11 protein-coding genes are annotated in these 12,799 nt (G+C 74.6%); 6 read left to right on the top strand and 5 right to left on the bottom strand.

The window, feature by feature from the left end:
* Nucleotides 1-56: 56 nt before the first annotated feature.
* Nucleotides 57-371 (top strand): PadR family transcriptional regulator, encoded by a 315-nt coding sequence (locus BN6_RS20830; protein ID WP_015101698.1) that lies wholly within the window; start codon nucleotides 57-59, stop codon nucleotides 369-371.
* The gene (locus tag BN6_RS20825; RefSeq protein WP_015101697.1) at nucleotides 368-1,066 is read left to right on the top strand and encodes a hypothetical protein; all 699 of its coding nucleotides are present in this window, start codon (nucleotides 368-370) and stop codon (nucleotides 1,064-1,066) included. The genes BN6_RS20830 and BN6_RS20825 overlap by 4 nt, the downstream gene beginning before the upstream one ends.
* A 36-nt stretch (nucleotides 1,067-1,102) precedes the next feature.
* On the opposite strand, the gene BN6_RS20820 is transcribed toward BN6_RS20825, so the two are convergent.
* Both BN6_RS20820 and BN6_RS20815 read right to left on the bottom strand, forming a co-directional pair.
* The gene (locus tag BN6_RS20820; protein ID WP_015101696.1) at nucleotides 1,103-2,500 is read right to left on the bottom strand and encodes an MFS transporter; all 1,398 of its coding nucleotides are present in this window, start codon (nucleotides 2,498-2,500) and stop codon (nucleotides 1,103-1,105) included.
* 61 nt (nucleotides 2,501-2,561) lie between these two features.
* A complete protein-coding gene (locus BN6_RS20815) occupies nucleotides 2,562-3,338 on the bottom strand; it encodes a glycerophosphodiester phosphodiesterase family protein (protein ID WP_041313467.1) in 777 nt (258 codons plus the stop codon).
* A 67-nt stretch (nucleotides 3,339-3,405) separates the two neighbouring features.
* Here BN6_RS20815 and BN6_RS20810 point away from each other — a divergent pair, with 67 nt between their 5' ends.
* The 3 genes from BN6_RS20810 (at nucleotide 3,406) to BN6_RS20800 (ending at nucleotide 6,664) form a co-directional block, all read left to right on the top strand.
* Nucleotides 3,406-3,762, top strand: a complete 357-nt coding sequence (locus BN6_RS20810) for a hypothetical protein (RefSeq protein ID WP_041313464.1) — start codon at nucleotides 3,406-3,408, stop codon at nucleotides 3,760-3,762.
* A 112-nt stretch (nucleotides 3,763-3,874) separates the two neighbouring features.
* The gene (locus BN6_RS20805) at nucleotides 3,875-5,905 is read left to right on the top strand and encodes a putative bifunctional diguanylate cyclase/phosphodiesterase (protein ID WP_231904714.1); all 2,031 of its coding nucleotides are present in this window, start codon (nucleotides 3,875-3,877) and stop codon (nucleotides 5,903-5,905) included.
* 51 nt (nucleotides 5,906-5,956) lie between these two features.
* Nucleotides 5,957-6,664, top strand: coding sequence for a VOC family protein (locus tag BN6_RS20800; protein WP_015101692.1), 708 nt, complete (start codon nucleotides 5,957-5,959; stop codon nucleotides 6,662-6,664).
* Here BN6_RS20800 and BN6_RS20795 read toward each other — a convergent pair.
* Nucleotides 6,661-7,182, bottom strand: a complete 522-nt coding sequence (locus BN6_RS20795; protein WP_015101691.1) for a PPOX class F420-dependent oxidoreductase — start codon at nucleotides 7,180-7,182, stop codon at nucleotides 6,661-6,663. The genes BN6_RS20800 and BN6_RS20795 overlap by 4 nt on opposite strands.
* Nucleotides 7,183-7,209: 27 nt before the next feature.
* On the opposite strand from BN6_RS20795, the gene BN6_RS20790 reads away from it, so the two are divergent.
* Nucleotides 7,210-8,052 (top strand): alpha/beta fold hydrolase, encoded by an 843-nt coding sequence (locus tag BN6_RS20790; RefSeq protein ID WP_041313462.1) that lies wholly within the window; start codon nucleotides 7,210-7,212, stop codon nucleotides 8,050-8,052.
* Between the two features lie 59 nt (nucleotides 8,053-8,111).
* On the opposite strand, the gene BN6_RS20785 is transcribed toward BN6_RS20790, so the two are convergent.
* A complete protein-coding gene (locus tag BN6_RS20785; RefSeq protein WP_041317535.1) occupies nucleotides 8,112-9,638 on the bottom strand; it encodes a DHA2 family efflux MFS transporter permease subunit in 1,527 nt (508 codons plus the stop codon).
* A gap of 31 nt (nucleotides 9,639-9,669) precedes the next feature.
* A complete protein-coding gene (locus tag BN6_RS49690; protein WP_051076015.1) occupies nucleotides 9,670-12,654 on the bottom strand; it encodes a BTAD domain-containing putative transcriptional regulator in 2,985 nt (994 codons plus the stop codon).
* Nucleotides 12,655-12,799 lie beyond the last annotated feature (145 nt).

Genomic DNA, 12,799 nt, shown 5'->3' with positions numbered 1-12,799 from the left:
CGACCACGTCTGGACGAGATATAACGCTTTGCGATATAACCTGCGGTGTGAGGGGTATGTCAGAGCAGGCGTTCTTGGTGCTCACGGCGTTGGCCGAGGAGCCGTTGCACGGGTACGCGATCGTGCGGTCGGTGGAAGTCCTGTCCGAGGGCCGGGTGGTGCTGCGGGTCGGCACGCTCTACGGCGTGCTGGACCGGATGGTCGCCGACGGGTGGGCGGTGCGGGACCGGGAAGAGGTCCACCAGGGCCGGCTGCGCCGCTACTACCGGTTGACCGACGCCGGGGTGCGGGTTCTGTCGGCCGAGGTGGCGCGGCTGTCGGCGAACGTGCGGGCCGCGTCGTCGGTGCTGCGGGCGAGGGAGGCGCGGTGAGGTCGAACCTGGAACGCCGGTACCGGGCGCTGCTGCGGGTGCTGCCCCGCTGGTACCGGGCGGAGCGGGAGGAGGAGATGGTCGGGCTGTTCCTGACCGACCGGGACGACGGGCTGGACCGGGAGCACGGCTGGCCCGGGTGGGGCGAGGCGGTCGCGACGGCGGGGCTGGCGGTGCGGGTCCGGTTCCGGCCGCGCAGCCGGGCGGGGGACGTGACGCGGCTGGTGGCGCTGGCCGGGCTGGTCGGGCACCTGGTGCTCTCGGCGCAGTCGGCGGTGTCGACGTCGCGCTCCGGGGATGTCCCGGTGCTCTGGTACGACGCGCTGCTGGTCGCGGTGTTCGCGGCGGTGGTGACCGGGCGGCTGGGCTGGGCGCGGTGGCTGGTGCTGGTGGTGCTCGTGGTGGCGACCCTGCCGCTGACCGACCCCGGGGTGGCCTGGTGGGCGGCGGCGACGGTGCTGCCGATGTGGGTGACGGCCGCCGCGGTGTGGCTGGGCCTGCACTCCGAGGCGCCTCGGGTACCACAGGCGAGGTGGGTGGGTGCCGCGGTCGCGGGTGTGCTGGTGGGCGCGGCGACCGCCTTCGTCGTGCCGTTGTCGCTGGTGACGTGGGCGGCCGTGTGGCTGACCACCACGGCTGTGGTGGTCGTGTTCCGGCCGTGGGTGGCCGTGCCCGAGGAGACGTCGTCGGCGTGAGCCGGAGCCGGTGGGCTGCCGGGGCAGCCCACCGGTTCACACCTTGGCCGGGACCGGGTTGCCGGAGGCGACGATCGCCTTGCGGACCGGGACGAAGATCAGCAGCACGAAACCGACGACGAAGAAGACGACCAGCGAGATGATCGCGAGCCGGAAGGAGCCGGTGGCCTGGCCGACGCCGGCGAACACCAGCGGGCCCAGCCACGAGGTGGAGCGCTCGCCGACCTCGTAGAGGGAGAAGTACTGGGCTTCCCGGCCGGGCGGGATCATCTGGGAGAACAGCGAGCGGGACAGCGCGTTGGTGCCGCCCAGGACGATGCCGATGCCGACGGCGAGCAGGTAGAACTGGACCTGCTGGCCGGCCTGGACGAAGTAGGCCGCGCCGATGACGCCGATCCACACCACGAGGCTGATCATGATGGTGCGCTTGGCGCCCCACCGGCGGGCCATCCGGCCGTGGATGACGGCTCCGGCGAAGGCGACGAACTGGACGATCAGGATGGTGGCGATGAGCACGGTCTCGTCGAGCTTGAGCTCGTCGCGGCCGTACTGGGCGGAGACGTTGGCGACGGTGGCGATGCCGTCGGTGTAGATCAGGTAGGTGCCCAGGAAGGCGAGGGTGAGCGGGAAGGTCTTGGCCTGGCGCAGGGTCTGGCGCAGTTCGCGGAACCCGGCGGTGATCACCGACGCGCCGGACTCGCCGCCGTGGGGCTCCCGGTGGCGCTTGAGGTGGGCCAGCGGGATGAGGGTGAAGGCGGCCCACCACAGGCCGGACATGACGAACCCGATGCGCACGGCGACGCCTTCGCCGATGCCGATGGCGTCGTGGCCGATGAACAGGCCGAGCTGGACGGCCAGGGCGAGCCCGCCGCCGAGGTAGCCGAACGCCCAGCCGCGCGAGGAGACGGCGTCGCGCTCGTCGGGGGTGGCGATCTCGGGCAGGAACGCGTAGTAGACGACGACCGACGAGCCGTAGCTCATGTTGGCGAGGATGAACAGCGCGATGCCCAGCTGCCAGTTGGTGCCGCCGACGAAGGCGAGCGAGGCGGTGGCGGCCGCGCCGAGGAACGCGGTCCAGGCGAGCATCCGGCGCTTGTTCTGGGTGCGGTCGGCGATGGCGCCCATGATGGGCAGGACGAGGACCTGCACGACGGTGGCGATGGACAGCAGGTAGCCCCACAGCGACCCGGCGGGCACGTACCCGCCGAACACCGAGATGTCGCACTGTTGCAGCGAGCTGGTGGCGCAGGCGTCGGGCCCGTTGCGGGCGACGTCCTCGCGGGCGGCTTCCTTGGCGACGGCGGTGAGGTAGCCGGAGAGGAAGACGGTGATCACGGATGTGGGGAAGACCTGGTTGGCCCAGTCGTACCAGATCCATCCGCGTTGTTCCCGCTTGCGGTCGATCGCGGGTGCAGGGCTGTCGGCCACGCTCATGGGCGGGGACTGTACTTCCCCGCCCACACCGCCGTGGTGATCACCGCCAAGCTGTTGCCAATCAGTCGCCGGCCCATGCCCCGCGCGCCTTGAGCACGTCACGCAGGACGTCGGGGCGGTCGCTCACCAGGCCGTCGACGCCGATGTCGAGCAGGGCGGTCATCTGCTCGGCGGTGTCGATGGTCCACACGTGGACCTCCAGGCCGCGGCGGTGGGCGGCGCGCACGAACCGCTCGTCGACGACGGTGAGGCGGCCTTGGGTGGCGGGCACCTGGGCGATGCGGCCGGTGACCGGCAGGCGCAGCGCGGGCACCCGGCCGGTGGCCCACAGCGAGCCCGCCGAGCGGGGTCCCATGGAGGTGAGCAGGTCGGGTCCGGCCAGCCGGCGCAGGCGGGCCAGGCGGGCGTCGGAGAACGAGGCCAGGCACACCCGGTGCAGGGTGTCGGTGGCGCGCAGCAGGTCGATGACGGGCCCGACGGCGTGGTCGGCCTTGACGTCGATGTTGAGCAGCGCGTCGGGGAGTTCTTCGAGCAGGTCGGCGAGCCGGGTGACCGGTTCGCGGCCGCCGACCTTGGCGCGGGAGACGGCGGACCACGGTTGGCCGGCGACGGGGCCGACGCCGTCGGTGGTGCGGTCGAGGGTGTCGTCGTGGTGCACGACGACGACACCGTCGGCGGTGGCGTGCACGTCGGTCTCCAGGTAGCGGTACCCCTCGGTGGTGGCGCGCCGGAACGCCGCGAGCGAGTTCTCCATGCCGTCCAGGTCGTCGAGGTGCCAGCCGCGGTGGGCGTAGGGCCTCGGGTGCGGTCCGGACAGGTACGGGTGGTTCGCGGTCACGGGTGGAGTCTGCCTTGGCGGCGTGGCGTGGGGGTGACCGGTGGGTAGCGGGATACCGTCGCGCGCCATGGAGCTGGTGACCGAGATCGTCGGGTCGCGTCGGGAGGAGGCCAGGCACTGCGCCTGGTGCGGCCGTCGGCTGCCCGACAGCGGGCGGATCGGGCGGCCCCGCCGGTACTGCGCGCAGCCGTGCCGGCAGCGGGCCTACGAGCGGCGTGCGGCGGTGCAGCGGGGTGGGCTGCCCGAGGACGCGGTGGTGTTGTCGGCGGCGGAGCTGGCGGACCTGCAGGACCGGTTGTTCCAGTTGCGGTGCGCGGCGGAGGACGTGGCCACGGCGGCGTCGGACGGTGCGGACGCGGCGGAGCTGGGGCGGTTGGCGCAGGAGCTGGTGGACAACGCGCGTGGTCTGGAGCGGCTGCGCTGAGGTCGGTGTGCGGCCGGGTCGGCGGTGGTCCGCGCGGCGGGTGTGCGGGCGTCGGCTTGCCCGTGGTGCGCGGACTCGACCATCATTGCCGGCGGGGTGGCGAGGAGGGGTCGTGGACGGCGACGGCGCGTTGCACCGGGAGGTGCTCGACCGGGCCGATGTGGGTTTCGGTGTGACCGACGGCGAGGGTGTGCTGCGCTGGGTGAACCCGGCGTTGGCGCGGATCCTGGGTGTCGCGGTGGACCGGGTGGCCGGCCGGTCGCTGCCCGCGTTGCTGCCCGGGGTGCCCGAGCGGCCCCGGTCGGGGCTGGCGCTGTTGGCGGCGGGCGCGGTGCGGGAGGACCACCGGTGGCTGGAGGTGACCTGCCAGCCGTTGGAGCGCGACGGTGGGCTGCTCTACCGGGTGGCCGACGTGACGGCGTGGCGGGACCGAGAGCTGGAGGCCACGCACGAGGCGGACGCGTTGCGCCGGGCCCAGGTGTCGGGCCGGATGGGCACGTGGGAGTGGCACATCGCCGAGGACTGCGTGGTGTGGTCGGACACGCTGCTGGAGATGTTCGGGCTGCCGCCGGGCACGAGGATGGACTTCGGCTCCTACGCCTCGCTGGTGCACCCGGAGGACCTCGCGACGGTGCGGGCGGCGTTGGAGGAGGCGATGCGCTCGGGCGCGGGCTTCTCCTACACCCACCGGGTGGTGGTGGCCGGCCGGCGCCCGGAGCGCTGGTTCGAGTGCTTCGGCGAGTTCGTGCTGGACGGGGACGGGACGCCGGTGCGGGCGTTGGGCACGGCGCACGACATCACCGGTGCGCGCCGCGTGCACGACGAGCTGCGGGCGTTGGCCGAGCAGGACCCGTTGACGGGGTTGGCGAACCGGCGCGCGGTGACCCGTGAGCTGGAGCGCCGGTTGGGCGCGGGCGGGTCGGGGGCGTTGCTGCTGCTGGACCTGGACAACTTCAAGGACGTCAACGACCTGCGTGGGCACGCGGTGGGCGACCGGTTGATGAAGACGTTGGCGGGGGCGTTGCGGTCGCGGTTGTCGCCGCCGCAGACGATCGGCCGGCTGGGCGGTGACGAGTTCGCGGTGGTGCTGCCGGGGTGTTCGGCGGCGGAGGCCGCGGTGGTGGCGGACGGGCTGCGCGACGCGGTGGCGTCGCTGCCGCTGGTGGCGGCGTCGGCGCACGTGACGGTGTCGACGGGGGTGGCGGAGTACGGGTCGGGCGACACGTGGGAGCTGGTGCTGGCCAACGCCGATCTGGCGCTGTACGCGTCGAAGGCGGCGGGCCGCAACCGGGTGACGGTGTACGAGCCGGGGCACTACGCGGACACCGCGAAGCGGGTGTCGGTGATGGACCGGCTGCGGGCGGCGTTGGACGGCGGCGGGTTGGCGTTGCACGCGATGCCGATGGTGCAGCTGTCGACCGGTCGGACGTTGGGCCACGAGCTGTTGCTGCGCCTGGAGGACGGGCAGGAGCCGCGGTTGGGGCCGGCGGAGTTCCTGCCGGAGGCGGAGCGGTCGAACCTGGTGCTCGACATCGACCGGTGGGTGCTGTCGACGGCGATCGACACGCTGGTCCGGCACCCCGACCTGGACCTGCGGTTCAACGTGAACGTGTCGGGTCGGACGTTGGAGGACGAGGACTTCGGCGGGTTCGTGCTGGACCGGCTCGCCACCGCGGGGGTGGCGCCGGGCCGGTTGGGGCTGGAGATCACCGAGACCGCGGCGGTGACGAACCTGGACGCGGCGCGCGCGTTGGCCGTGCAGCTGCGCGGGTTCGGCTGCCGGATCACGCTGGACGACTTCGGTTCCGGGTTCGGCTCGTTCGTGCACCTCAAGCACCTGCCGATCACCGGGATCAAGATCGACGGCGAGTTCGTGCGCGGGATCGACGAGCGGTCGACGGACGCGGTGCTGGTGGCCGGGATCGTGGAGATCGCGCGCGGCCTGGGGCTCTCGGCGGTGGCGGAGTGGGTGGAGCGGCCCGCGCAGGTCGCCACGCTGATCGGGCTGGGGGTGCGGGTGGGGCAGGGGTTCCACCTGGGCCGCCCGGTGCCGCTGGCGCAGATCCTTTCGGCCGCGCCGGTGACGCCGAACGGAGCATTGTCGACACCGTCGGCGGGTGCGGAGGATAGGGCGCGTTCCTGATCACCCCGCCGTGATCAGCCGCGCCCCGATCCCGCCGCCGAGGGGAATCCCGTGACCGGTCCTTCCAGCAGCCCCGTGCGCGGTGTGCGCCGCGTCGAGCTGACCACCGCCGACCCCGAGCCGGTCGCCGACTTCTACGCCCACCTGCTCGGCTGGGTCGTCATCGCCGAGCCGGGCGGGGTGTTCTCCGGCTGGGTGGGCGACCGGCTGGCCGTGCGGGTGCTGCCGGGCGGCGACGGCTTCCGGGTGGTGTTCGCCGGGCCGGACCCGCGCGGGCTGCGCGACGGCGCGGCGGTCGACCGGGGGCGGGTGCTGCACGGGCCGTGGGCGCCGCCGCCGCGCGCGGGGGAGCCGTGCTGGGCGGAGTTCTCCGCCACGTCCCCTGTCGTCTCCTCGGACACGCCCTCCGGCACGTCCTCGGACACGCCCTTCGGGGCCGACGACGACTACTGGACCGGGGAGCTGGGCTGGCGCTGCCGCACCCCGGACGAGCCGTACACCGTCTACGACACGGCCGCGGAGCAGCGGGCGGTCGCGGGCCGGCTGGCGGGCGAGGGCGACCAGCGTTGGACGTGCTTCTTCGCGGTGCCCGACACGGACAAGACCGCGGCGGTGGCGGCCGAGACCGGGGGCCGGGTGGTCGTGCCGCCGGGCGAGCGGCCCACCGGCCGGGTGGCGGTGCTGGAGGACCCGTCGGGCGCCCGGTTCGCCGTCCTGCAGGACCCGGCCGGCTGGGGCGGCGCCTGGCACACGCCCTAACCGGCCCGGTCGGGGTCGTCGTCGCCGGGTTTCGGGTCCGACGGCACACCGTCCGGGGTGCCGGGGTTCGGGGTAGGGAAGCCGCCGGTGGCGATCGGGCCCCACCGGTCGATCTCGACCCGGATCAGGACCTTGCCCTGGCGCTGCATCGCCGCCCGGTAGTCGTCCCAGTCGGGGTGCTCGCCGGCGACCGCCCGGTAGTAGTCCACCAGCGGCTCGACCGCCTCGGGCAGGCCCAGCACCTCCGCACGGCCGTCGACCTGTACGTGCGGGCCGTCCCAGTCGTCGGAGAGCACGCACAGCACGACCCGCTCGTCACGGCGGGCGTTGCGGGCCTTGGCGCGCGCCGGGTAGCTGGCCACCACGATCCGGCCCGCCGCGTCGACCCCGCACGTCACCGGCGAGACCTGGGGCCGCCCGTCCCGGCGGGTGGTGACCAGCAGGGCGCGGTGGCGGGGGCGCAGGAACTCCAGCAGCCCGTCGCGGTCCGGTGTGCGCGCGGTGGCGATCCTCGGCATCGGACCAGCCTAGGAGAGGATGGGGCCGTGCCCCGCTTCACGACCCACGACGGTACCGAATCGGCCTACCACCTGACCGGCTCCGGCGACCCGCTGCTGTGCGTGCCGGGCGGGCCGGGCCGCGCCTCCCGCTACCTCGGCGACCTCGGAGGTCTGGGCGCGCACCGGCAGCTGGTGCTGCTGGACAACCGCGGTACCGGCGACTCCGCGGCCCCGGCCGACCCGGCGTCCTACCGGCGCGACCGGCTGGCCGCCGACGTCGAGGCGCTGCGCGCCCACCTCGGCCTGGACCGGGTCGACCTGCTCGGCCACTCCGCCGGGGCGGGGATCGCGATCGCCTACGCCGAACAGCACCCCGACCGGCCCTCGAGCCTGATCCTGCTCACCCCGGCGCTGTCCGCCGTCGGCCTGGCCGCCACCGAACAGGACTGGGCCGACCACGCCGCGACCGTCGCCCACCAGCCGTGGCAGGCCGACGCGGTGCGCGCGCTGCTGGCGTGGAGCGGCGGCGAGGACACCCGCGAGAACCGGCTGGCCGCCGCGCCGCTGTTCTACGGCCGCTGGGACGAGGCGGCCCACGCGCACGCCGAAGCCGAGGAGAGCGAACGCAACCCCGACGCCCAGGCCGGCTACCGCGCGCCGGGCGCGTTCGACCCCGACCGGACCCGCGCCGCCCTGGCCGCGCTGCGCGTGCCGACCCTCGCCCTCGCGGGCGGCGCCGACCCGCTGTCGCCGCCGCACCTGGTCAGGCAGCTCGCGGCGCTGATCCCGGGCGCGGCCTACGCCGAGGTGCCCGACGCGGGCCACTTCCCGTGGCTGGACGACCCGCGCTGCCTGGTCGACACGATCGCCGCCTTCCTGTCCCGCTGACCCGGCGGGTGCGGGGCGCGCCCCTCGAACGCCCCGCACCCGGCCGGCCGGTCACGTTCTCAAGACGCCACCGGGCGGGGGTCCCCGACACCCGGGTCGTCGATCACCTTCGGCACCGGGCGCAGCACCCGGCCCGCGACCACCGCCAACACCACCAACACGCCCGCGCACACCCACATGCTCGTCGCCGCGCCGTCCACGAACGCCGCCCGCGCCGCCGCCGCCAGCGGCCCCGCGACCTCGCCCGGCAGGCCCGCCGCCGCGTGCAGCGTGGCCGCCAGCGACTCGCCCGCCTCGGCCGGCACCCCCGCCGGCAGCACCAGGTCACCCCGGTACACCGCGCCCAGCACGCTGCCCAGCACCGCGATCCCCAACGCCCCGCCCATCTCGGTCGCCGTCTCGGCGATCGACGCCGCCGCGCCGGCCCGCTCCCGGGGCACCGACGCCAGCACCGTGTCGTTGGTGACCGCGAACGCGAACCCCACCCCGGTCCCGTAGACGACCATCGCGGGCAGCATCGCCCAGAACGTCGCGTCGACCGACAGCACCGCCGCGAACAGCCCGAACCCGACCGCGGTCAACCCCAGCCCGCACGCCACCACCGCCGCCCGGCCCCACCGCGTCACCAGCACCCCGGCCAGCCCGCCGCCGACCGCGCCGCACACCCCGCCCGGCAACCCGCCCAGCCCGGCCTGCAACGGCGTCCACCCCAACACCAGTTGCAGGTACTGCGCCAACACCAGCGACAGCGACAAGCTCGCGAACATCGCCACCAGCGTCGCCCCGATCGACGCCGAGAACGCCCGCACCGCGAACAGCCGCACGTCGATCAACGGCTCCTCCAGCCGCGTCTGCCGCCGCCCGAACACCACCACCGCCGCCACCCCCACCACGGCCGCGACCACCACCCCAACGCCGAACCCGTCGTGCGCCGCCTCCTTCACCGCGTACACCACCGCCACCACGCCCACCACCGACAGCACCACCGACAACAGGTCCAACCGGCCCGGACTCGGGTTGCGCGACTCCGGCAGCAGCACCACGCCCAACCCGACGATCAACGCCACCACCGGCACGTTGACCAGGAACACCGACCCCCACCAGAACCGGTCCAGCAGCAGCCCGCCCACGATCGGCCCCACCGCGAACCCGGCCGCGCCCACCCCGCTCCAGATCCCCACCGCGGTCGTGCGCTCCCGCGCGTCGGTGAACACGTTGCGGATGATCGACAGCGTCGACGGCATGATCGTCGCGCCCGCCACCCCCAGCAGCGCCCGCGCCACGATCAACAACTCCGGCGTCGGCGCGTACGCCGTGCACACCGACGCCACCCCGAACCCGGCCGCCCCCACCAGCAGCAGCCGCTTGCGGCCCCACCGGTCGCCCAGGTTGCCCATCGTCACCAGCAGCCCGGCCAGCGCGAACCCGTAGGCGTCGGCGATCCACAGCACCTGCGTGGCCGACGGCCCCAGATCGGCCACCAGCGCCGGCACCGCCAGGTGCAGCACGGTCAGGTCGACCGCCAACAACAGCATCGCCAGACACCCCAACACCAAGGTGCCCCACTTGCGGGTCTCGCTCGTCATGCGCCGCAGCCTGCCCGCGGCCGCGCACCGCTCACGCACGAAGCGCTGACAGCACCCCGTCCCGGCCCAGCCGCGCCCCGCGCCCCGACACCGCCTCGAACACCGCGTCACCCAGCGCGGCCCGCACCGCCCGCCGCGTCCGCGCCGCGTCCGGGTCCAGCACCGCGACCGCGCCCCGCAACCCGGCCGCCGCCCCGACCAGCAGCGCCGCGCACTCCAGGTCGCCCTCGGCCAACGCCAACGCCGCCCGCCCGTCCGCCGCCCGCGCCACGATCACCGGGTTGCCCCACTCCGCCCCCGACTCCACCGCCCGGTCCAACGCCGCCCGCGCCCCCACCGGATCACCCTCGGCCAACGCCACCCGCCCCACCGCCACCGCGATCATCGCCCGCACCTCCTCGGGCCCGAACCACCCCGACGGGCACACCCGCAGCGCCTCCTCGCACCACGCCCGCGCCCCGACCAGGTCCCCCCGGTACCGGCACACCTCCGCCATCCCCAACCGGACCTGCGCCAACGTCTCCACCGCGCCCTGCGACCGGGCCAACCCCGCCGCCCGCTCCAGGTCCGGCCACGCCGCGTCGAACTCGCCCCGGTGGCACGCCCACTCCGCCCGCTGCACCAACAGGCTCGCGGTGTGCGCGGTCGACCCGAACGCCCCCGACAGCTCCAACGCCTCGTCCAGGTAGCCGACCGCCTCGTCCCCGTCCCCGGCCGCCCGCGTCACCTCCGCGAGCTGCGCCAGCACCATCGACATGCCCCACCGCTCGCCCAACGCCCGGAACCCCGCCAGCGACCGCAGGTGCTCCCGCCGCGCCGCCTCCGGCCGCCCCGCGTACAGGTACTGCATCGCCAACCCCACCTGCGCCAACGCCGCCGACCACGGGTCCGGGCCGATCAGGTTGCCCCGCCGCGCGTCCAACGACGGCGTGTCCACGTCCGGCACCCCGTAGGACATGCCCCACAGCATCGTCAGGAACGGCCGCGTCGGCGGCCCCTCGAACAGGCCCTCCGCCACCTCCTGCCTCGGCGACGGCGCACCCGGCAAGTCCTGCTCGCGCGTCCCGGTCGACGACGCCGCCAACGCGCACAGCAGGTACTCCTCGGCCAACCCCGGGGGAGCGGTCGCGCCGACCGCCGCCACCACCTCACCCGCCAGCGCCGACCCCTCGGTGCGCAACCCCCGCACCCAGAAGTACCAGCCCAGCTCCGCGGTCAACCGCAACGCCAGCGCGTGGTCGGCCCCCGCCGCCCACCGCACCGCCGCCTTGAAGTTCTCGTGCTCCTCCGCCAGCCGCGCCAACCACCCCAGCTGCTCGGCGCGCAACAGGTGCGGCGACGCCTCCACCGCCAACCCCAGCAGCCACCGCGCGTGCGCCCGCAGCACCCCGTCCCGCTCACCGGCCTCCACCAGCCGCAGCGCGCAGAACTCGCGGATCGTGTCCAACATCCGAAACCGCCGCCCCGACACCTCCACCAGCGACTTGTCCACCAGCGACGGCAGCAGCTCGTCGGCGTCGGGCACCCCGCACACCGCGGCCGCCGCGTCCACCGTCACCCCGCCGGAGAACACCGTCATCCGCCGCGCCAACGCCTGCTCGTCCGCGTCGAGCAGCTCCCAGCTCCACTCCACGACCGCGTGCAACGTCCGGTGCCGCGCCGCCGCCGCCCGCGACCCGCGCGACAACAACCGGAACCGGTCACCCAACCGGGCCGCCACCTCCGCCACCGGCAACGACCGCACCCGCGCCGCCGCCAGCTCGATCGCCAGCGGCATCCCCTCCAACGCCCGGCAGATCTCCACCACCAACGGCCCGGTCACCGGGTCCAGCACGAACGACGGGTTCACCGCCGCCGCCCGATCGGCGAACAACCGCACCCCCGCCGACCCCGCGTCGTCCACCGGCAGCGGCGGCACCGGCCGCACCGACTCGCCGGTGATCCCCAGCGCCTCCCGGCTCGTCGCCAACACCCGCAACCCCGGGCACGCCGACAACAACCGGCCCACCAGCGCCGCCGCGTCGGCCACCACGTGCTCGCAGTTGTCCAACACCACCAGCACCGACCGCTCCGCCAACGCCGCCACCAACCGGTCCACCGGCGACGACCCCGCCCGCACCCCGTCCTCGCGCAACCCCAACGCCGCCTCCACCGCCCGCGGCACGTCCCCACCCACCCCCAGCGGAGCCAGGTCCACGAAGAACACATCACCCGGATCCGCCGACGCCACCTCCACCGCCAGCCGCGTCTTGCCCGCCCCGCCAGGCCCCGACAACGTCACCAGCCGGCCCGCCGCCAACGCCTCGCCGACCAGCCGCACCTCCCGCGCCCGCCCCACGAAACTGGTCAGCTGGGAGGGCAGCACGTGCCGCGCCGGCGACCGCTCACCCCGCACCACCTCCAGGTGCGCGGCGGCCAGCTCGGGGGAGGGGTCGGCACCCAACTCCTCGGCCAACACCCGCCGCGTCCGCTCCACCAGCGCCAACGCCTCGGCCTGCCGGCCCTCCCGGTGCAACGCCCGCACCAACCGGGCCACCAGCCGCTCCCGCAGCGGGAACCCGTCCACCAACTCCCGCAACAACGCCACCGACGCGACGTCGTGCTCCTCCACCGCCCGCAGCCGCAACTCCTCCCACCGCGCCGCGGCGACCGGCGCGAACGGGGCATCACCCACGTCCCGCAAAGCCGGGCCGCGCCACAACGCCAACGCCTCACCCGCCGACCCGCGCGCCACCAACTCCTCGAACCGCAGCGCGTCCACCTCACCCGGATCCACCACCAGCCGATACCCGGCGGGGGAGCGCTCCACCTCCACGTCGAGCAACGACCGCAACCGCGACACCTGCGACTGCACCGCGTTGCCCACCCCCACCGGCGGCGCCTGCCCGTACAGGGCGTCGACCAGCCGATCCACCCCCACGACCCGCCCGGCGTCGATCACCAACACCGCCAACAACGCCCGCAACCGCGGCCCACCGACCGGGACCTCGGTCCCATCGGCACGCCGCACCACCATCGGACCCAGCACACCAAACCTCACGCGCCAGGATTGTTCCCCACCCACACATCCCACCGACGCGGAATCGACCCGCGACACAACACGATCACGAACCCACAGCCCGCCCAAGCGGCGATCACGCCCCGAAACCGCGCCCACCTCG

Source organism: Saccharothrix espanaensis DSM 44229 (genome assembly GCF_000328705.1).
Classification (GTDB): Bacteria; Actinomycetota; Actinomycetes; order Mycobacteriales; family Pseudonocardiaceae; genus Actinosynnema; species Actinosynnema espanaense.
Note: the sequence above shows the minus strand (reverse complement) of the source record. Positions and strands in the feature narration are given on the sequence as shown.